This window comes from Streptomyces sp. NPDC058662 (genome assembly GCF_042716255.1).
In the GTDB taxonomy this organism is placed as follows: Bacteria; Actinomycetota; Actinomycetes; order Streptomycetales; family Streptomycetaceae; genus Streptomyces.
This window is the reverse complement of the sequence record NZ_JBHXRU010000024.1, coordinates 51,577-69,261: the sequence shown is the minus strand read 5'-3', so window position 1 is coordinate 69,261 and position 17,685 is coordinate 51,577. Positions and strand designations below refer to the sequence as shown.

18 protein-coding genes, 1 tRNA gene and 1 pseudogene are annotated in these 17,685 nt (G+C 72.6%); 9 read left to right on the top strand and 11 right to left on the bottom strand.

Translation table 11 applies throughout. The features are described from left to right. Together ACFWUQ_RS12025 and ACFWUQ_RS12020 are read left to right on the top strand one after the other, a co-directional pair. On the top strand, nt 1–144 hold a 144-nt coding region (locus tag ACFWUQ_RS12025), incomplete at its 5' end, for a zinc-binding dehydrogenase (RefSeq protein ID WP_384536388.1). 23 nt (nt 145–167) lie between these two features. Further along, a pseudogene (locus ACFWUQ_RS12020) lies at nt 168–404 on the top strand (zinc-binding dehydrogenase); the annotation flags it as partial. A gap of 78 nt (nt 405–482) precedes the next feature. Here ACFWUQ_RS12020 and ACFWUQ_RS12015 read toward each other — a convergent pair. Continuing rightward, complete coding sequence (locus tag ACFWUQ_RS12015) at nt 483–959, bottom strand: GNAT family N-acetyltransferase (RefSeq protein WP_384536369.1); 477 nt, start codon at nt 957–959, stop codon at nt 483–485. Between the two features lie 249 nt (nt 960–1,208). Here ACFWUQ_RS12015 and ACFWUQ_RS12010 point away from each other — a divergent pair, with 249 nt between their 5' ends. After that, complete coding sequence (locus ACFWUQ_RS12010) at nt 1,209–2,591, top strand: NAD(P)/FAD-dependent oxidoreductase (protein WP_384536366.1); 1,383 nt, start codon at nt 1,209–1,211, stop codon at nt 2,589–2,591. Nucleotides 2,592–2,661: 70 nt separating this feature from the next. Here ACFWUQ_RS12010 and ACFWUQ_RS12005 read toward each other — a convergent pair. Continuing rightward, a tRNA-Thr gene (locus tag ACFWUQ_RS12005) sits at nt 2,662–2,736 on the bottom strand. 214 nt (nt 2,737–2,950) lie between these two features. On the opposite strand from ACFWUQ_RS12005, the gene ACFWUQ_RS12000 reads away from it, so the two are divergent. The 3 genes from ACFWUQ_RS12000 to ACFWUQ_RS11990 all read left to right on the top strand — a co-directional run bounded on the left by ACFWUQ_RS12000 (nt 2,951) and on the right by ACFWUQ_RS11990 (nt 5,503). Further along, complete coding sequence (locus ACFWUQ_RS12000; protein ID WP_384536363.1) at nt 2,951–4,039, top strand: ABC transporter ATP-binding protein; 1,089 nt, start codon at nt 2,951–2,953, stop codon at nt 4,037–4,039. Between the two features lie 245 nt (nt 4,040–4,284). Then, nucleotides 4,285–4,698, top strand: a complete 414-nt coding sequence (locus ACFWUQ_RS11995) for a hypothetical protein (RefSeq protein ID WP_384536361.1) — start codon at nt 4,285–4,287, stop codon at nt 4,696–4,698. A 28-nt stretch (nt 4,699–4,726) separates the two neighbouring features. Then, complete coding sequence (locus ACFWUQ_RS11990) at nt 4,727–5,503, top strand: NDP-sugar synthase (protein WP_384536358.1); 777 nt, start codon at nt 4,727–4,729, stop codon at nt 5,501–5,503. Nucleotides 5,504–5,653: 150 nt separating this feature from the next. Here the strand turns inward: ACFWUQ_RS11990 and ACFWUQ_RS11985 are convergent, their stop codons facing one another. The 6 genes from ACFWUQ_RS11985 to ACFWUQ_RS11960 all read right to left on the bottom strand — a co-directional run bounded on the left by ACFWUQ_RS11985 (nt 5,654) and on the right by ACFWUQ_RS11960 (nt 11,996). After that, a complete protein-coding gene (locus ACFWUQ_RS11985) occupies nt 5,654–7,177 on the bottom strand; it encodes a DoxX family membrane protein (RefSeq protein ID WP_384536355.1) in 1,524 nt (507 codons plus the stop codon). A 142-nt stretch (nt 7,178–7,319) separates the two neighbouring features. Next, nucleotides 7,320–8,291 carry a 23S rRNA (guanosine(2251)-2'-O)-methyltransferase RlmB gene (rlmB, locus tag ACFWUQ_RS11980; protein WP_384536352.1) on the bottom strand — a complete coding sequence of 324 codons (972 nt, stop codon included), beginning with the start codon at nt 8,289–8,291 and terminating at the stop codon, nt 7,320–7,322. 94 nt (nt 8,292–8,385) lie between these two features. Beyond that, nucleotides 8,386–9,786, bottom strand: a complete 1,401-nt coding sequence (gene cysS, locus ACFWUQ_RS11975) for a cysteine--tRNA ligase (RefSeq protein WP_384536349.1) — start codon at nt 9,784–9,786, stop codon at nt 8,386–8,388. A gap of 106 nt (nt 9,787–9,892) precedes the next feature. Further along, nucleotides 9,893–10,483 (bottom strand): 2-C-methyl-D-erythritol 2,4-cyclodiphosphate synthase, encoded by a 591-nt coding sequence (ispF, locus tag ACFWUQ_RS11970; protein WP_384536346.1) that lies wholly within the window; start codon nt 10,481–10,483, stop codon nt 9,893–9,895. Further along, nucleotides 10,473–11,219 carry a 2-C-methyl-D-erythritol 4-phosphate cytidylyltransferase gene (gene ispD / locus ACFWUQ_RS11965; protein ID WP_384536343.1) on the bottom strand — a complete coding sequence of 249 codons (747 nt, stop codon included), beginning with the start codon at nt 11,217–11,219 and terminating at the stop codon, nt 10,473–10,475. The genes ispF and ispD overlap by 11 nt, the downstream gene beginning before the upstream one ends. A gap of 294 nt (nt 11,220–11,513) precedes the next feature. Next, a complete protein-coding gene (locus ACFWUQ_RS11960) occupies nt 11,514–11,996 on the bottom strand; it encodes a CarD family transcriptional regulator (protein WP_003953493.1) in 483 nt (160 codons plus the stop codon). A gap of 694 nt (nt 11,997–12,690) precedes the next feature. Between ACFWUQ_RS11960 and ACFWUQ_RS11955 the strand changes: the two genes are divergently transcribed. Then, a complete protein-coding gene (locus ACFWUQ_RS11955; protein ID WP_384536340.1) occupies nt 12,691–13,356 on the top strand; it encodes a DUF461 domain-containing protein in 666 nt (221 codons plus the stop codon). Between the two features lie 179 nt (nt 13,357–13,535). On the opposite strand, the gene ACFWUQ_RS11950 is transcribed toward ACFWUQ_RS11955, so the two are convergent. Together ACFWUQ_RS11950 and ACFWUQ_RS11945 are read right to left on the bottom strand one after the other, a co-directional pair. Further along, nucleotides 13,536–14,216, bottom strand: coding sequence for a response regulator transcription factor (locus tag ACFWUQ_RS11950; protein ID WP_030387286.1), 681 nt, complete (start codon nt 14,214–14,216; stop codon nt 13,536–13,538). Continuing rightward, nucleotides 14,213–15,454 carry a sensor histidine kinase gene (locus ACFWUQ_RS11945; RefSeq protein WP_384536337.1) on the bottom strand — a complete coding sequence of 414 codons (1,242 nt, stop codon included), beginning with the start codon at nt 15,452–15,454 and terminating at the stop codon, nt 14,213–14,215. Before ACFWUQ_RS11945 ends, ACFWUQ_RS11950 begins: the two co-directional genes overlap by 4 nt. A gap of 227 nt (nt 15,455–15,681) precedes the next feature. Here ACFWUQ_RS11945 and phoU point away from each other — a divergent pair, with 227 nt between their 5' ends. Together phoU and ACFWUQ_RS11935 are read left to right on the top strand one after the other, a co-directional pair. Then, nucleotides 15,682–16,359 (top strand): phosphate signaling complex protein PhoU, encoded by a 678-nt coding sequence (gene phoU, locus ACFWUQ_RS11940; protein WP_384536334.1) that lies wholly within the window; start codon nt 15,682–15,684, stop codon nt 16,357–16,359. A 149-nt stretch (nt 16,360–16,508) separates the two neighbouring features. Beyond that, on the top strand, nt 16,509–16,658 hold the full coding sequence (locus ACFWUQ_RS11935) for a hypothetical protein (protein ID WP_384536331.1): 150 nt from the start codon (nt 16,509–16,511) through the stop codon (nt 16,656–16,658). A 154-nt stretch (nt 16,659–16,812) separates the two neighbouring features. On the opposite strand, the gene ACFWUQ_RS11930 is transcribed toward ACFWUQ_RS11935, so the two are convergent. Continuing rightward, a complete protein-coding gene (locus tag ACFWUQ_RS11930; protein WP_384536328.1) occupies nt 16,813–17,574 on the bottom strand; it encodes a phosphoglyceromutase in 762 nt (253 codons plus the stop codon). Between the last annotated feature and the right edge of the window lie 111 nt (nt 17,575–17,685).

Below are 17,685 nucleotides of genomic sequence, written 5' to 3'. Positions count from 1 at the left end.
GTCCTGGAGACCCGCGCCCTCGCCGAGGCCGCCTCCGGACGCCTGCGCCCGGCCCTGACCCGCTACCCCCTGTCCGAGGCCGCCGCCGCCCACCGGGCCCTGCAGTCCCGCGCCACCACGGGCAAGGTCGTCCTGGAACCCTGACCGGACGTCGCCCTGGAACCCCGACCGGACCCGCCCTCACCGCCCGGGGCGTCACCACCCGGTCCGTACTCGGCCCCGCCCTCCTCGAACCCGTCGGCGCCCCCGACCCCCTGCGCGTCCTGGAGACCCGCGCCCTCGCCGAGGCCGCCTCCGGACGCCTGCGCCCGGCCCTGACCCGCTACCCCCTGTCCGAGGCCGCCGCCGCCCACCGCGCCCTGCAGTCCCGCGCCACCACGGGCAAAGTCGTCCTGGAACCCTGACCGGACGTCGCCCCGGAACCCCGACCGGACCCCGCCCTCACCCCATCGACCGAGCCGCACCCGCGTCCGACACCGCACTCACCGCTGCCCCGCCAGCCCCCGCAGGGCGGCGCCCGTGAGGCGGTTCACGGTCCACTCGTCCATGGCCACCGCCCCGGCCGCCCGGTAGAAGTCGACGGCCGGGGTGTTCCAGTCCAGGACCGCCCACTCCAGCCGCTCGTACCCCCGCTCCACGCACGTCCGCGCCAGCTCCGCCAGGAGGGCCTTCCCGTGGCCGCCGCCCCGCGCGGACGGCCGGACGTACAGGTCCTCCAGGTAGATGCCGTGCGCCCCGCGCCACGTCGAGAAGCTGAGGAACCACACGGCGATGCCGACCGCCTCACCGTCCTCCGCCTGCGCGATGTGCGCGAAGACGGCCGGGCGGTCGCCGAACAGCGCCTCGCGCAACTGCTCCTCGGTGGCCCGCGCCTCGTGCGGGACCTTCTCGTACGCCGCGAGTTCGCGGATCATCGCCCGGATGACGGGGACGTCGGTGACCTCAGCGCTACGGATCATGGCGGCAGCCTAGGCGGCACCCGCGAAGCCCCGCCGGTCAGTGCCCGAGCAGGGTTCGCGCCACCGCCGACCGCTCCTCGTCCATCCGGCGCGAAGGGGGCACAACCCCCGCCCAGGTGACAAAACCCCCAACCCACCCTACGGAGCCCGCCGTCCCGACCGCATCGGACACCAGGCCACCTCCCGGCCCCGGAAGCGCGACATCCAGCCCCTGGACACCTGTCCGGAACGAGGTGTACCAACTCCTCCATGACGATCAACGGCGGCATCTCCTTCTGGTACGCGACGGACCGCACCGCCCCGGCCACGCCACCCCGCGCACCCCTGACCGCCGACGCCACGGCCGATGTCGTCATCGTCGGCGGCGGCTACACCGGCCTGTGGACCGCGTACTACCTCAAGCGCGCCGCCCCCGACCTGCGCGTCACCGTGCTGGAGCAGAAGTTCTGCGGCTACGGCGCCTCCGGCCGCAACGGCGGCTGGCTCTACAACGGCATCGCCGGCCGCGACCGGTACGCCGCGCTGCACGGCCCCGAGGCCGCCCGCCGACTCCAGCGGGCCATGAACGACACCGTCACCGAGGTCATCGAGGTGGCGGCCGAGGAGGGCATCGACGCCGACATCCACCGCGGCGGAGTCCTCGAAGTCGCCCGCACCCCCGCCCAACTCACCCGCCTGCGGGCCTTCCACGCCGCCGAGGTCGCCTTCGGCGAGAGCGACCGCGAACTCCACGACGCCACCGCCACCCGAAGCCGCCTCGACATCGCCGACGCCGTCGGCTCCAGCTGGAGCCCGCACGGCGCCCGCATCCACCCCCTGAAGCTGGTCGAGGGACTGGCGGCCGCCGCCGAACGCCTCGGCGTCGTCATCCACGAGTCCACACCCGTCACCGAGATCGCCCCGCGCCGCGCCGTCACCCCGTACGGCACGGTCCGCGCCCCGTACGTGCTGCGCTGCACGGAGGGGTTCACCGCCGCCCTCAAGGGACACAGACGCGCGTGGCTCCCGATGAACTCCTCGATGATCGTGACGGCCCCGCTGCCCGAGCGGACCTGGGACCAGCTCGGCTGGACGGGCCGGGAGGTCCTGGGGGACATGGCGCACGCGTACATGTACGCCCAGCGCACCGCCGACGACCGCATCGCCATCGGCGGCCGCGGGGTCCCGTACCGCTTCGGCTCGCGCACCGACAACGACGGGCGCACCCAGCCGGCCACGATCGCGTCCCTGACCTCGCTGCTGACGGCGTTCTTCCCGCAGCTCACGGGCACCGAGATCACCCACGCCTGGTCGGGCGTGCTCGGCGTGCCGCGCGACTGGTGCGCGACGGTCACCCTGGACCGTACGACGGGCCTCGGATGGGCCGGCGGCTACGTCGGCTCGGGCGTGGCCACCGCCAACCTCGCCGGCCGCACCCTGCGCGACCTCGTCCTGGGGGAGAGCACCGGCCTGACCGCGCTGCCCTGGGTCAACCACCGGGTGCGCCGCTGGGAGCCGGAGCCCTTCCGCTGGCTCGGCGTCCAGGCCCTCTACGCCGCCTACCGCGAGGCGGACCGCCGCGAGGCCGCCGACCACCGCCCGACGACGTCCCCCCTGGCCCGCGCGGCGAACCGCATCTCGGGCCGCCACTGACGGACGGACCCGAACCCGCGCGGCCACCGACCCGCGCGGACGCGGACCCGCGCGGGACCGGAAAGAGAAGAGCCCCCTGTCGGATTCGAACCGACGACCTACGCATTACAAGTGCGTTGCTCTGGCCGGACTGAGCTAAGGAGGCGCGCCACGGACGCGCGGAAACACCGCGCGTCGAGCCGTCATCACTCTACACAGCGGCCGATTCGCGGGGCCATCGCGTAATCGGGACCTTCCCGGTACTGACAGACGCGGCGCGGCCGGGTAGCGTCGGGCGGAGTCCGTTCACTGGACTAGACCCATTCTCCTTCCACTCGGATCGTCCGGCACGTTCCTGCCGGTAGAAGGGATTCATCACCATGGCTTCCGTCACTTTCGACAAGGCGACCCGCCTGTACCCCGGCGGCGACAAGCCCGCCGTCGACCAGCTGGAGCTGAAGATCGAGGACGGCGAGTTCCTCGTCCTCGTCGGCCCCTCCGGCTGCGGCAAGTCCACCTCGCTGCGCATGCTCGCCGGCCTGGAGGACGTCAACGGGGGCGCCATCCGCATCGGTGACCGCGACGTCACGCACCTGCCGCCCAAGGACCGGGACATCGCCATGGTGTTCCAGAACTACGCGCTCTACCCGCACATGTCCGTCGCGGACAACATGGGCTTCGCCCTCAAGATCGCCGGCGAGGACAAGGCCACCATCCGCAAGAAGGTGGAGGACGCGGCGAGGATGCTCGACCTCACCCAGTACCTCGACCGCAAGCCGAAGGCGCTCTCCGGCGGTCAGCGCCAGCGCGTCGCCATGGGCCGCGCCATCGTGCGCAAGCCGCAGGTCTTCCTCATGGACGAGCCGCTGTCGAACCTGGACGCCAAGCTCCGCGTCTCCACCCGCACGCAGATCGCCGCCCTCCAGCGCGACCTCGGCATCACCACCGTCTACGTCACCCACGACCAGGTCGAGGCCATGACCATGGGCGACCGGGTGGCCGTCCTCAAGGACGGGCTGCTCCAGCAGGTCGACACCCCGCGCAACATGTACGACCGCCCGGCGAACCTCTTCGTCGCCGGCTTCATCGGCTCCCCGGCCATGAACCTGGTCGAGGTGCCGATCACGGACGGCGGCGTGAAGTTCGGCGACAGCGTCGTCCCGGTGTCGCGCGAGGCGCTGTCCGCCGCCGCCGACGCCGGCGACCGCACCGTGACGGTCGGCGTCCGCCCCGAGCACTTCGACCTCGCCGAGACCGGCGGCCTGACCGTCGTCGTGAACGTCGTCGAGGAACTCGGCGCCGACGGCTACGTGTACGGGTCCACCGAATCCGCCGAGGGCTCGCAGGACCTCGTGGTCCGCGTCAACGGCCGCCAGGTACCCGAGAAGGGCTCCAGCCTGCACGTGGTCCCCCGCGCGGGCGAGATCCACGTCTTCTCGACCTCCTCGGGCGAGCGCCTCTCCAACTAGCGCCGCACGCACGGCCCGCGTACGGCCCGAGCCGAAGGGGCGCCCCGCCGCGGGGCGCCCCTTCCGCGTCCCCGGCGGGGGCCGCGAGGGGCCGACGGCGGCCGCGGCCGCGAGGGCGAAAAACCGCGCAGACCGGGCCATTCGGCCCCGTTCGTCAACCCTCGATTCGAAAAGCCACCTCGAACCATCCCTCAACCGGGTGACTAAATGTCGCCAAATCTTCACCGAGCGCTACTCTCGCCCTCGTGACCCACACTGCCCGCCGTATCGGCCGTTCCCTCGCCCTGGTCCTGCCCGTCGTCCTGGTCCTGTCCGGGACCCTCGCGGTCACCATGGTCCCTTGGGCTGACACGTCCTCCTCCCAGATCCTGACCGCCTCCGCCGAGGACGTCTCCGTCCCAGCGAAGCCGCGCGCCGCGCACGAGGTGCTGCGCGAGACGCTCGTCGGCGACCTCAAGGCGGGCCAGGAGCCGGGTGACGTCCTCACCCACCTCCAGCAGGAGGTGAACCGCCGGCCGTCGCTGGCCGAGCACTGCGTGGGCATCGCGCGGGCGCTGGGGCGCGCGGCCGTCGACGTGTACGGCCCGACGAAGGCCCAGTCCTTCGCCCGCCCCGTGTGCGACACCTCGTACGCGACCGGTGTCGCCTCCATGGGCTGAGCCGTACCGCGTCCCTACGCTGGCCGTCATGACCGACGACCACCCCGCACCGTCCGCACCCCGATCCGCGTCCCCCGCAGCCGCGTTCCCGGCCGCGCCCACCCAGGCAGTCCTGCTGGCGGGCGGCCAGGGGTCGCGGCTGCGTCCGTACACGGACGACCGCCCCAAACCGATGGTCGAGATCCCGGGCACCGGGTTGCCGATCATCGGGCACCAACTGGCCTGGCTGGCCTCCGAGGGGGTCACGGACGCCGTCGTCTCCTGCGGGCATCTCGCCGAGGTGCTCCAGGAGTGGCTCGCGCAGGCGCGGTTGCCGCTGCGCGTGACCACGGTCGTGGAGGAGGAGCCGCTGGGGCGCGGCGGCGGCCTCAAGTTCGCCGCCCGCCACCTCCCGCACCCGCGGGAGGCCTGGTACGCGACCAACGGCGACGTGTGGACCCGCTTCTCCCTGCGCGAGATGGCCGCCTTCCACACCGAGCGCGGGGCGACCGCCACGCTCGCCCTGGCCCGGCCCCGGATCCCGTGGGGGGTGGTGGAGACCAACGAGTTCGGGCAGGTGCTGGACTTCATCGAGGCCCCGCCGTCGCCCTACCCGGTCAACGCCGGCGTGTACGTCTTCGGGCCCGAATTCGCCGCCCTGCTGCCCGACTTGGGGGACCACGAGCGGACGACGTTCCCCCGGCTGGCCCGCGAGCGCCGCCTGGCGGGCTACCCGCTGCCCCAGGGGGCCTACTGGCGGGCGATCGACACCGCGAAGGACCTCACCGAGGCCGCACGGGAGTTGGCGGCCCAGAAGGGCCCCTGAGCCCTCCCCTGAGCCCTCCCCGCAAGCCCTCCCCACAAGCCCTCGACGTACAAGGGCCCCCGAGCCCTCCGCGTACGGGCATACGGAAGGGGCCCGGCGCGCTCACGCGCGCCGGGCCCCCGTTGGGCGGCTACCGGTTCGGGACCGGCCTCAGCCGAGGAGGCCGCCGACCAGGCCGGGCTTCTTCGACGGGGCCTCCCCGCCGCCCCCGGTGGTACTCCCCGAGGTCGAGGACGGCGGCTTCGGCGCGGTCGACTGCCGCGGCGTACTGCGCGGGGTCTGGCTTCCGGTGGTGCCCCGCGTCGCGGTCGGCGACCCCGAGCCGGCCCCGGCGGTCTCCCGCGCGGGACCGCTCGTCGCGCCCCGCCCGGACTTCGCGGCCGGCTCGGAGGCCGTGGCCGAGGGCTGCGCCGGCTTGGCGGGCTGCGTCGGCGCCGCCGGCTGCTGCCGTACCGGTGACTGGCGCGGCAGCGGCTGCCCCGGCAGGTAGTTGGTCGGGGCCTGGCCGGGTCCGGGCACGGTGACCACGGTGGTCGACCGTACCGCGCCGCCCAGCAGCGAACCGACGAGCAGGGTCAGCCCGCACACGACGGTCGCCATGACCGCACCGCGCCGCAGGACGCGCCGCCGCAGCTGCCAGACCTCCGAACGCGGCCCGAGGGTGCGCCAGGCCTCGCCCGCGAGCCGCCCGTCCAGGGAGTACACCGGGGCGCCCGCGATGATCAGCGGGCTCCAGGCGGCGAGGTAGATGATGTCGGGCGCGTCGTACGCCGGGACGGTCTTCCAGCTCACCGTCATGAGCAGCGCGGCCGACAGCAGCGCCCCGAAGCACGCGGCGAACCGCTGCCACAGGCCGAACACCGTCAGCACGCCCACGATGACCTGGAGGAAGGCCACGCTCAGGCCCGCGCCCACCGGGTGCGCCAGCGCGAAGTCGCGCAGCGGCTCGGCGAGCGCCCACGGCTGCAGGGTGTGCAGCCAGGTGACCATGGAGCCGCGCTCGCCGCCGTCGAAGTAGACGGGGTCGCACAGCTTGCCCATGCCGGCGTAGATGGAGATGAAGCCGAGGAAGACGCGCAGCGGGAGCAGCACGACGCCCAGGTTCATCCGGCGGCCCGGGTAGTAGGAGGCCTGGGCGCGCGTGTCGGAGCCCCGCCGCCCGTCCGCGCCGGGCTCGCCCCCGCCGGGCGGCCGCGCGTACGGCATGTCCCGTACGGCGGCCAGCGGGCGCGTCTCCTCCGGGTCCCCGTAGCTGCGCTGACCGATCACGGTCGGCGTGGCGAGGGTGTCGTCGGCGAGGTCGTGGGCCAGGTCGACGCGCGGGATGACCTGCGTGGCGCCCCCGGCGTCCCCGTACTCCTCGTGGCCGCGCCCGGCCTCGCGTACGGCCTGGAGCAGTCCGCCCATGGCCGCGGAGTCGCCGGCGTCGGCCTTGCCGCTCCAGACGACGGGGGCCCGGCGGCGGGCGGCCCCGGCCGCGGCGACCGCGGCGCCGCCGAGGACGGGGGCGCGGCCGGGGGCGTTCGCGGGCTTGGAACGCGCGCTCGGGCTCGGTGCGAGCCGCACGCGGAAGCTGGCGTGGTTGACGATGACCTGTGCGGGATCGCACGGCACCTTGACCATGCTCAGCGCGGGCTGGTCGTCGAACCCTGACGTTCTGGTGTCCACACTCATCTAACCGAGTGACCCGTGGTTAGGACACTGCCTTGACAGCAGGGATGTGTCCGAGACCCGTCAAGATCAAGCCACCCCGCCCGAGACGGGCGGGGTGGCACGCTCACGGGTCACTCCGCGTGAGCCAAGTGGATCAAGGGCGTCAGGCGCGGGGGCGCTCGGCGCGGCGGCGGGCCGCCTCGTAGAGCACGACGCCGGCGGCCACGCCCGCGTTCAGGGACTCGGCGCCGCCCGGCATCGGGATGCGGACGAGGTAGTCGCAGTTCTCGCCGACGAGGCGGCCGAGGCCCTTGCCCTCGGAGCCGACGACGATGACGACCGGGCCGCCGAGCGCCTCCAGGTCGTTGACCGTGTGCTCGCCCTCGGCGGCGAGGCCGACGATGGCGATGCCCGCCTTCCTGTACTCCTGGAGCGCGCGCGTCAGGTTGGTGACACGGGAGACCGGGGTGCGGGCGGCGGTGCCGGCCGAGCTCTTCCAGGCACCGGCGGTCATGCCGGCGGCGCGGCGCTCGGGGATGACCACGCCGTGGCCGCCGAACGCGGAGACGGAGCGGACGATCGCGCCGAGGTTGCGCGGGTCGGTGACGCCGTCGAGGGCGACGATCAGCGGGTCGTCGCCGTCGTCGTAGGCGGCGGCGGTCAGGTCCTCGGGGTGCGCGTACTCGTACGGCGGGACCTGGAGCACCATGCCCTGGTGGTTGAGCCCGTTCGTCATCCGGTCGAGCTCCGGGCGCGGGGCTTCCATCAGGTTGATGTTGCCGCGCTGGGCCGCGAGCTGGAGGGCCTCGCGGACGCGCTCGTCGTTGTCGATGAACTGCTGGACGTAGAGCGTCGTGGCCGGAACTCCGTCGCGCAGCGCCTCGAAGACCGGGTTGCGGCCGACGACCATCTCGCTGGTGCCCTTGGGACCGCCGCGGCGCGGGGCGGGGCGACGCTTGGCGGCCTGCCGGGCCATCGCGTTGCTGATGCGGTTCGCCTTGTGCTTCTTGCGGTCCTCGGCCTTGGGCGTCGGGCCCTTGCCCTCCAGGCCCTTGCGCCGCTGGCCACCGCTGCCGACCGTCGCGCCCTTCTTGTTGGACGTGCGGCGGTTCCTGCGCTGGCTGTTCCCGGCCATGACTTCTACCTGTTTTCGTTGGTGCTGCGATGTGTACGTATGAAGAGTGTGCCGCCCGGAGCTCCGAGCGGCACACCAGGCCGAGCCGCCCGGCTCAGCGGGGGCCGAGCGTCCAGCGCGGACCCGTCGGGCTGTCCTCGATGACCAGGCCGGACTGCTGGAGCTGGTCGCGGATCGCGTCGGCGGTCGCCCAGTCCTTGCGGCCGCGGGCGGACTCGCGCTGCTCCAGGACCAGGCGTACGAGCGTGTCGACCGCGCCGTGGAGGTCCTCGCCCCGGTCGGCCTCGACCGTCCAGTGGGGGTCGAGGGGGTCCAGGCCGAGCACGCCCAGCATGGCCCGTACCTCGGACAGGCGCGCGATGGCCGCGTCCTTGTCGTCGGCGGCGAGCGCGCTGTTGCCCTGGCGGACGGTGGTGTGGACGATGGCCAGCGCCTGCGGGACGCCCAGATCGTCGTCCATGGCCTCGGCGAACGCGGGCGGGACCTCGGCGGCGGCCTCGACCGGGCCGCCCGCCTTCTCGACGACCCGCTGGTAGAAGCCCTCGATCCGGGCGAAGGCGGACTCCGCCTCGCGCAGGGCCTCCTCGCTGTACTCGATCATCGACCGGTAGTGCGGGGTGCCGAGGTAGTAGCGCAGGACGATCGGGCGCCACTGCTTGACCATCTCGGAGACGAGGACCGAGTTCCCGAGGGACTTGGACATCTTCTCGCCGGACATGGTCACCCAGGCGTTGTGCACCCAGTACGCCGCGAACGCGTCGCCGAAGGCCTTCGCCTGGGCGATCTCGTTCTCGTGGTGCGGGAAGATCAGGTCCAGGCCGCCGCCGTGGATGTCGAAGGCCTCGCCGAGGTACTTGTGCGCCATGGCGGAGCATTCGAGGTGCCAGCCGGGCCGGCCGCGGCCCCACGGCGTCTCCCAGGAGGGCTCGCCGGGCTTGACGGACTTCCACATGGCGAAGTCGCGGGGGTCGCGCTTGCCGGTCTCGCCGGTGCTCTCCGGCTGGCGGATGTTGTCGAGTTCCTGGCGGGACAGCGAGAGGTAGCCGGGGTACGACTTCACGTCGAAGTAGACGTTGCCCTCGGACTCGTAGGCGTGGCCGCGCTCGATGAGGCCGCGCATCATCTCGACCATCTCGGTGACATGGCCGGTGGCGCGGGGCTCGTAGGTGGGCGGGAGGCAACCGAGCGCGGCGTAGCCGTCGTTGAAGGCCCGCTCGTTCTCGTAGCCGATGGACCACCAGGGGCGGCGCTGCTCGGCGGACTTCGCGATGATCTTGTCGTCGATGTCCGTGACGTTGCGGATGAACGTGACGTCGTAGCCCCGGTACTGGAACCAGCGGCGCATCATGTCGAAGTTGAGGCCCGACCGGATGTGCCCGATGTGCGGGGCGGCCTGCACCGTGGCGCCGCAGAGGTAGATCGAGACGCAGCCCGGGACGAGCGGGGTGAAGTCGCGGATCTGCCGGGCGCTGGTGTCGTACAGGCGAATAGTCACGGCATCCAGGGTAGTGCGCGTGCGGCAGTGCCCCGCGACCCTTTGGGGACGCGGGGCTGCTTTGTTGCCGAAGCGGTGCGGCCCGCGATGCGGGCGTACGCCGTACTCAGCCTGTTTTGTCGCCCGGCGCGCGGTACACGAGGGCGGTCGCGATGGCCGCGAGCCCCTCGGCCCGGCCCGTCAGGCCCAGTCCGTCGGTGGTGGTGCCGGAGACCGAGACGGGGGCGCGCGCAGCGGCGGCGAGCGCCTTCTGCGCTTCTTCGCGCCGCTTGCCGATCTTCGGGCGGACCCCGATGACCTGGATGGCGATGTTGCCGATCTCGAAGCCCTCGGCGCGGACGATGCGCGCGGCTTCCGCCAGGAGGGTGACGCCGGCGGCGCCGGACCACTCGGGGCGGGAGGTTCCGAAGTGCGCGCCGAGGTCGCCGACGCCGGCCGCGGAGAAGAGGGCGTCGCAGGCGGCGTGCGCGGCGACGTCCCCGTCGGAGTGCCCGGCGAGGCCGTCCTCGCCCTCCCAGAGCAGGCCCGCGCACCACAGCTCGCGGCCGGTCTCGAAGGCGTGCACGTCGGTGCCGATGCCGACGAGCGGGATGAGCGGGGCGGGGGCCGCGGGAGCCGTCTTGCCCGCGGGAGCTGCGGGGGCTGCGGGAGTTCCCGGCGGTGCGGGAGTTCCTGGCGCTTCGGGGCTAGTAGGCATCGGTGGCCCTCCTGCGGGCGAGTACGGCCTCGGCGAGGACGAGGTCGAGCGGGCGGGTGACCTTGAAGGCCTCCTCGTGGCCGGGGACGACCACGACGGTGACGCCGAGCCGTTCCACCATCCCGGCATCGTCGGTGGCCCCCTCGCCATCGACGGCGATCTCCCGGTGTGCGCGCGCCAGGGTGGCGAGGTCGAAGCCCTGCGGGGTCTGGACGGCGCGCAGCCGGGCCCGCTCGGGCGTGGCGACGACCGGCTCGGGCTCGCCGGGCCTGCCGGGCTCGACCTCCTTGACGGTGTCGGCCAGCGGCAGCGCGGGGACGACGGCGGGCGCTCCGCCCCGGACGGCCTCGATCACGGAGTCCACGGTGTCGACGGGGACCAGCGGTCGGGCCGCGTCGTGGATCAGTACGGAGGTGACGTCCTGCGGGAGCGCCGCCAGGCCGGCGTTCACGGACTCCTGGCGGGTCTCGCCCCCGGGGACGACGAGGATCTCGGCGCGCTCGGGCAGCGCGTGCTCGTCGAGCATCCGGCGTACCTCGGCCGCGCCGTCGGACGGGGCGACGACCACCACCAGGGAGACCGCGCGGGAGCGGGCCATGGCGCGGACGGCGTGGACGAGCATCGGGATGCCGCCGAGGGCCCGCAGGGCTTTGGGGGCGCCGGGGCCGAGGCGTAGGCCGCGGCCGGCGGCGGGAATGACCGCGGCGGTGCGGTGCGGGCGCGGTTCGTCATGCATCGGTAGCTCCGGGTTGCGCATCCAGGTTTGTGGCTTCGGCCCACATGGGTATGGCCTCAAGGGTGCCGGGTGCGACGCCCTCGCCCCTTCCGTGACGACCGGTCGAGCAGGCTGTCCGGGCCCGGTACGCCCTGGGGCTGCTCCAGGGTATGGGTGCGGATGCAGACATGCCGCAGCGCCCGGCAACAGGTCTCTCGTGGAGGAGAGACCTTGTCATCGGGCACCGCGGCACAACTGTGTACAGACTGTTCTACTGAAACGGTTTTACTGAACGCGAGGGAACGCGGTCTCGCGTCAGGACGCGAGGACCTCGTCGAGGAGGGCCTCAGCCTTGTCCTCGTTCGTGTTCTCGGCGAGCGCGAGCTCGCTCACCAGGATCTGGCGCGCCTTCGCGAGCATGCGCTTCTCGCCCGCGGAAAGCCCACGCTCACGCTCACGACGCCACAGGTCACGCACGACTTCCGCGACCTTGATGACATCGCCAGAAGCGAGCTTCTCCAGATTTGCCTTGTAGCGCCGGGACCAGTTCGTCGGCTCTTCTGCATACGGTGCACGAAGCACCTCGAAGACCCGGTCCAGCCCGTCCTGGCCGACTACGTCGCGAACACCGACGAACTCCGCATTGTCCGCAGGCACACGTACCGTCAGGTCGCCCTGGGCGACCTTGAGCACCAAGTAGGTCTTGTCCACGCCTTTGATCTGACGAGTCTCAATGGCCTCGATCAGCGCGGCCCCGTGATGGGGATAGACCACGGTGTCGCCAACCTTGAACGTCATGTGACAGGTACCCCTTCCGTGGCTATCCAGGGTAACACGAGAACTGACCGTTATGAATGGCGTTTTCGCAGGTCAGGGCACATCTCGGGGCTTGACAACAGCGACACGAACGTGCTGCGGAAGGCTTCCGGAAGGGGGTATTCGCAGGTCGGGGGCGCTGTGCGGACCGGGCGAAAGGGTCACGCTACACCCGCCCGGCTCTCCCGACAGTGTGACGTACGTCCCGTTTTGCCGGTTTCAAAGCCGAGAAACCGAACTACTCCGTTCGACTGGCCGCCACCTCCCGCGGGGCCGCTTCCGGCCCAATGCCGCAGGGCCGCTTCCACCCCAATCCCGAATTGATCACTGGGCGGCGTTCGAGGGAATCCCGGAATTGATCACGGCGTTCGATCACAGCGGGAGCGGGCGACACTCCCGCGACACGCGCGGGACGCTTGTCGGACACTCCCGGGCGGTGATCCCCGCAGGCCCGGCGCACGATATGCGCGCGCCCGGTGACCAGGGACCGGCGCGAACGCGGAATCGAAGATCGCGGGGCGCGCCGGGGGCGGCGGCGGCCCTGCGGAGGGTCGGGTGCGGGGGCGGGGCGGTGGCTCGGTAACCTAAGCGCGCTGACACACCCTTAGAGCGGCTTCACCTCGGCCGTTCCGAGCGTCCACCGTCCCTTCCGTTCGTCCAAGGAGTTGCCGCCGCCGTGAGCCGCAGCCTTCGACGCGGCGCCCTCGCCGCCACTGCCGTCGTGTTCTCGATCGCCTCGCTGGCCGCGTGCGGTGCGGGCAACGACGCGCAGACCCTCCAAGTCAAGCCGGACAACGCCGCCGTCACCAAGGGCGAGATCGCGGTGCAGAACGCACTGGTGATCACCCAGGGTGAGAAGGGCAAGAAGGGCCCGGCCGCGGTCTCGGCCACCGTCTTCAACTCCGGCGCCAAGGCGCAGACGCTCGACGGCATCACCCTCACGGGTGGCAAGGCCAAGGTCGTCCTGAAGCCCGCCGAGGGCACCGGCAAGATCACCGTGCCGGCGGGCGGCTCCGTCGTCCTGGGCGGCACGGGCAACGCCTCCGCCTCGATCGAGAACGGCCACGAGGCCGTCAAGGACGGCGACGTGCAGAACATCGTCTTCCAGCTGAGCAGCACGGGCGACGTCGAGCTGGACGCGTTCGTGGTCCCGGCCACGGGCATGTACGCGGGCTACGGCCCCAGCGGCGCCCCGGCCGCCGGCCCCGCCCCGTCCGGCTCCCCCGCCGGCAGCCCGTCCGGCTCGCCGTCGGGCGCGGCCGCGGGCACCCCGTCCGGCGCCCCGTCGGGCAGCGCCTCCGGCTCTCCGTCGGGCTCCGCCTCGCACGCCGCGGGCCACTGAGGCGCGGAGCCGCTGGGCTCCGTACGCGCACGAGAAGGGCCCCCCGCCGTCGACACGGCAGGGGGCCCTTTCACGTAGGCGGGGGCGCGGGGCCGCCGGCCCGGCGGCAGGCGCCGGCGGTCCCGCGCCGGCTCCCGCGGTCCCGCGCCGGCTCGGGCCTGCGGTTCGCGGCCTCCGGTCTACGGCTCGAACTTGTAGCCCAGGCCCCGGACCGTGACCAGGTAGCGCGGCGCTCCCGGGTCGGGCTCGATCTTGGCCCGCAGGCGCTTGACGTGGACGTCCAGGGTCTTGGTGTCGCCGACGTAGTCGGCGCCCCAGACGCGGTCGATCAGCTGCATGCGGGTGAGTACGCGGCCCGCGTTGCGCAGCAGCATCTCCAGCAGGTCGAACTCCTTGAGCGGGAGGTCCACCTTGCCCCCGGCGACGGTGACCACGTGCCGGTCGACGTCCATCCGTACGGGGCCCGCCTCCAGCGCGGCCGGCGTGACCTCCTCCGGCTCGCCCCGGCGGCGCAGGACGGCGCGGATGCGGGCGACCAGCTCCCGCGAGGAGAACGGCTTGGTGACGTAGTCGTCGGCTCCTATCTCCAGCCCGACGACCTTGTCGATCTCGCTGTCCTTGGCCGTCACCATGATCACGGGGACGTTGGAGCGGCCGCGCAGCTGCCGGCAGACCTCCGTGCCGGGCAGGCCGGGGAGCATCAGGTCGAGGAGGACGAGGTCGGCGCCGTTGCGCTCGAACTCGTCGAGCCCGTCGGGCCCCGTCGCGGCGATCGCCACTTCGAAGCCCTCCTTGCGGAGCATGTAGGACAGGGCGTCGCTGAAGGATTCCTCATCCTCGACGACGAGCACTCGGGTCACGGAAGGACCTCCGGGGCAGGGATGGCTGGTGTGGTGCGGTGTTCCGCTGCGAGCAGCGAGGGGGTGGTCGGTCGGGCCGCCGGGGCGGCGGCCTCGGGAAGGCGCAGGGTGAACGTCGAGCCCTGACCCTCCGAGCTCCACACCGACACCTCCCCGCCGTGTGAGGCCGCCACATGCTTCACGATCGCGAGGCCGAGGCCGGTTCCTCCCGTGGCGCGGGAGCGGGCCGGGTCCACGCGGTAGAAGCGCTCGAAGATGCGCTCGCGGTCCTTTTCCGGGATGCCGATGCCCTGGTCGGTCACGGCGATCTCGATCAATTCTCCCCCGGGTGCCGCGACCCTGCGTCCGGCTATGCCGACGCGGGTGCGGGCGGGGCTGTAGTTGACGGCGTTCTCGACCAGGTTTCCCAGGGCGGCCGCGAGCTGGCCGCGGTTGCCCCAGACGCGCAGATCGGCAGTGCCGCCCGCCGCCATGGTGATCTGCTTCGAGGACGCCGTGTGCCGGCAGCGGTCCATGGCCTCCGCCACCAGCGTGTCCACCCGTACGGGCTCCGCGTCCTCCAGCGGGTCGTCGTTCTGGACCCGGGAGAGGTCGATGAGCTCCTGCACGAGGTTGATCAGCCGGGTGGACTCGATCTGCATGCGGCCGGCGAAGCGGGTGACCGCCTCGGGGTCGTCGGCCGCGTCCATCACGGCCTCGGACAGCAGGGAGATCGCTCCGACCGGCGTCTTGAGCTCGTGGGAGACGTTGGCCACGAAGTCGCGGCGCACCGCCTCGATGCGGCGGGCCTCGGTGAGGTCCTCGACCAGGAGCAGGACCAGCCGGGAACCGAGCGGGGCGACGCGCGCCGAGACCGCGAGGGCCTCGCCGCGGCCGGTGCCGCGCCGGGGCAGGTCGAGCTCGACCTGCCGTATCTCCCCGTCGCGGCGGGTGTCGCGGGCCATGTGCAGCATGGGCTCCACGGCCAGCTTCCCGCCGCGGACCAGCCCGAGGGCGTACGCCGCCGAGCTGGCCTTGACGACCGCGTCGCCCTCGTCGAGTACGACGGCGGACGAGCGGAGTACGGAGAGCACCGTGTCCACGCCGGGCGGCAGGACCGCGTTGATGTCGGGGCGCATGGAGCTCCGGGTGGGGCGGGCCTGGTCGCGCTCGCTCCAGCGGAACGCCAGCATCGCGATGACGCCGGTGCAAAGACCGGCGATCGCTGCAGCTGCGGCGACCGCCGCGTTCACGTCCATGCATCCAGGTTAAGCAGGCACGACGACACTTCCACAGCCGTTCGGGTGGCACCTCGAACAGTCGTCGCCCAGAGTTCACTCTGGCGACGGGGTTGATTCACTTGTGGTGCCGGAGTCGGACGCGTTCGCGGCCCACCGTGTCACCGTGGGGCCGTGACCGCCCCGGCCCGACCGGGCCGCAGAGCAGTACAGGCAGTAGGCAGTAGGTCGAGAGAGGGACACGAGACATGCGCGACGCGTACCACGAGGAACTGGACTCGATCGGAGAGAGCCTGGTCGAGATGGCCCGGCTCGTCGGTTCCGCGATCGGGCGGGCCACGACGTCCATGCTCGACGCCGACCTCAAGCTCGCCGAGAGCGTCATCGCCGCCGACCAGAAGGTCGACGACCTCCAGCACGACCTGGAGGCGCGCGCCATCGCGCTGCTGGCCCGCCAGCAGCCCGTGGCCACGGACCTGCGCATCGTCGTGACCTCCCTGCGCATGAGCGCGGACCTGGAGCGCAGCGGCGACCTGGCCCAGCACGTGGCGAAGCTCGCCCGGCTGCGCTTCCCGGACACGGCGGTGCCGCGGGACCTGCACGCCACCATCCTGGAGATGGGGCAGCTGGCGCAGCGGCTGATGGCGAAGGCGGCCGAGGTCATCATCACGAAGGACGTCGACCTGGCGCTCCAGCTGGAGCAGGACGACGACGAGATGGACCAGCTGCACCGGACGCTGTTCCAGCACCTGATGGACGACCGCTGGAAGCACGGCATCGAGACGGCCGTGGACGTGACGCTGCTGGGCCGGTACTACGAGCGCTTCGCGGACCACGCGGTATCGGTCGCCAAGCGCGTGGTCTACCTGGTGACGGGCGAGCACGCGGACGAACTCCAGCCCCCGACCCCGGTCGAGGGCGCCTGAGCGACGGGGGGCGAGGTCCGGGGGCCGGAGGGCTGGGCGGCTGGGCGGCTGGGCGGCCCAACGGCCGTACCCCAATGCGCCGTTGACGCGCCGGTGCGGCTGGGCATGAATGAGGCGAAGGCCCCGTACACCGCCCGCGAGGAGGAACCATGCCCGATTCCCCCGTCCCCATCACGCCGGAGCAGGAGCAGCCACCGAGGTCGGAGCCGCTCCGCCTCCCGCTGCTCGCGGCCTGCGGCTGCGGCTCGGGCTGCGGCTGCGGCTGCCAGTCCGGCGCCCCGTGCCAGTGCGGCGGCTGACCCCGCCCACCCGAGCCCCGTCAGGGCCCCGCCCGACCCCCGGTCGGCCCGGGGCCCTGACGCGGTCCCGGCCCCGCACAACCACCCCCGACCGGCAAGAAGCCCCCCACCCGCCATGTACCGGCCGGTGGGGGGCTGTCCTCGCGCGTCGGGGCTACTTCTTCTTGCCCTGGTTCTTCACGGCCTCGATCGCCGCCGCGGCCGCGGCCGGGTCGAGGTAGGTGCCGCCCGGCTTCAGCGGCTTGAAGTCGGCGTCCAGCTCGTACGCGAGCGGGATGCCCGTCGGGATGTTCAGGCCCGCGATGTCGGCGTCGGAGATGCCGTCCAGGTGCTTGACCAGCGCGCGCAGGGAGTTGCCGTGCGCGGCGACCAGGACCGTGCGGCCGGCCAGCAGGTCGGGGACGATGCCGTCGTACCAGTACGGCAGCATGCGGACGACGACGTCCTTGAGGCACTCCGTCCGCGGGCGCAGCTCCGGCGGGATCGTCGCGTAGCGCGGGTCCCCGGACTGCGAGTACTCCGTGCCGTCCTCAAGGGCCGGCGGCGGGGTGTCGTACGAGCGGCGCCACAGCATGAACTGCTCCTCGCCGAACTCGGCGAGGGTCTGGGCCTTGTCCTTGCCCTGGAGGGCGCCGTAGTGGCGCTCGTTCAGGCGCCAGGAGCGGTGGACGGGGATCCAGTGGCGGTCGGCTGCCTCAAGCGCCATCTGCGCGGTGCGGATCGCGCGCTTCTGGAGCGAGGTGTGCACGACGTCGGGGAGCAGGCCGGCGTCCTTGAGCAGCTCACCGCCGCGGACCGCCTCCTTCTCGCCCTTCTCGTTGAGGTTGACGTCCACCCAGCCGGTGAACAGGTTCTTCGCGTTCCACTCGCTCTCGCCGTGGCGGAGGAGGATCAGCTTGTACGGTGCGTCGGCCATGCGTACGAGCCTAATGGACGCACCGGCTCCCCCGTGCGCGTGTCCATTCCCGCCGACGGGCGGCCGCCCGTCAATCGGGTGGCGCCCCCCGGCACCCTCCTCGTAATGTTC

Bases quoted from the DNA above. Each gene is read 5' to 3' on its own strand.
- ACFWUQ_RS11945 (WP_384536337.1), bottom strand. From the start codon at position 15,454: ATGGACGTGAACGCGGCGGTCGCCGCAGCTGCAGCGATCGCCGGTCTT.
- rlmB (WP_384536352.1), bottom strand. From the start codon at position 8,291: ATGGCCGGGAACAGCCAGCGCAGGAACCGCCGCACGTCCAACAAGAAG.
- ACFWUQ_RS11990 (WP_384536358.1), top strand. From the start codon at position 4,727: ATGACCGACGACCACCCCGCACCGTCCGCACCCCGATCCGCGTCCCCC.
- ACFWUQ_RS11930 (WP_384536328.1), bottom strand. From the start codon at position 17,574: ATGGCCGACGCACCGTACAAGCTGATCCTCCTCCGCCACGGCGAGAGC.
- ispF (WP_384536346.1), bottom strand. From the start codon at position 10,483: ATGCCTACTAGCCCCGAAGCGCCAGGAACTCCCGCACCGCCGGGAACT.
- ispD (WP_384536343.1), bottom strand. From the start codon at position 11,219: ATGCATGACGAACCGCGCCCGCACCGCACCGCCGCGGTCATTCCCGCC.
- ACFWUQ_RS11935 (WP_384536331.1), top strand. From the start codon at position 16,509: ATGCCCGATTCCCCCGTCCCCATCACGCCGGAGCAGGAGCAGCCACCG.
- ACFWUQ_RS11985 (WP_384536355.1), bottom strand. From the start codon at position 7,177: ATGAGTGTGGACACCAGAACGTCAGGGTTCGACGACCAGCCCGCGCTG.
- ACFWUQ_RS12010 (WP_384536366.1), top strand. From the start codon at position 1,209: ATGACGATCAACGGCGGCATCTCCTTCTGGTACGCGACGGACCGCACC.
- phoU (WP_384536334.1), top strand. From the start codon at position 15,682: ATGCGCGACGCGTACCACGAGGAACTGGACTCGATCGGAGAGAGCCTG.
- ACFWUQ_RS11960 (WP_003953493.1), bottom strand. From the start codon at position 11,996: ATGACGTTCAAGGTTGGCGACACCGTGGTCTATCCCCATCACGGGGCC.
- ACFWUQ_RS12000 (WP_384536363.1), top strand. From the start codon at position 2,951: ATGGCTTCCGTCACTTTCGACAAGGCGACCCGCCTGTACCCCGGCGGC.
- ACFWUQ_RS12015 (WP_384536369.1), bottom strand. From the start codon at position 959: ATGATCCGTAGCGCTGAGGTCACCGACGTCCCCGTCATCCGGGCGATG.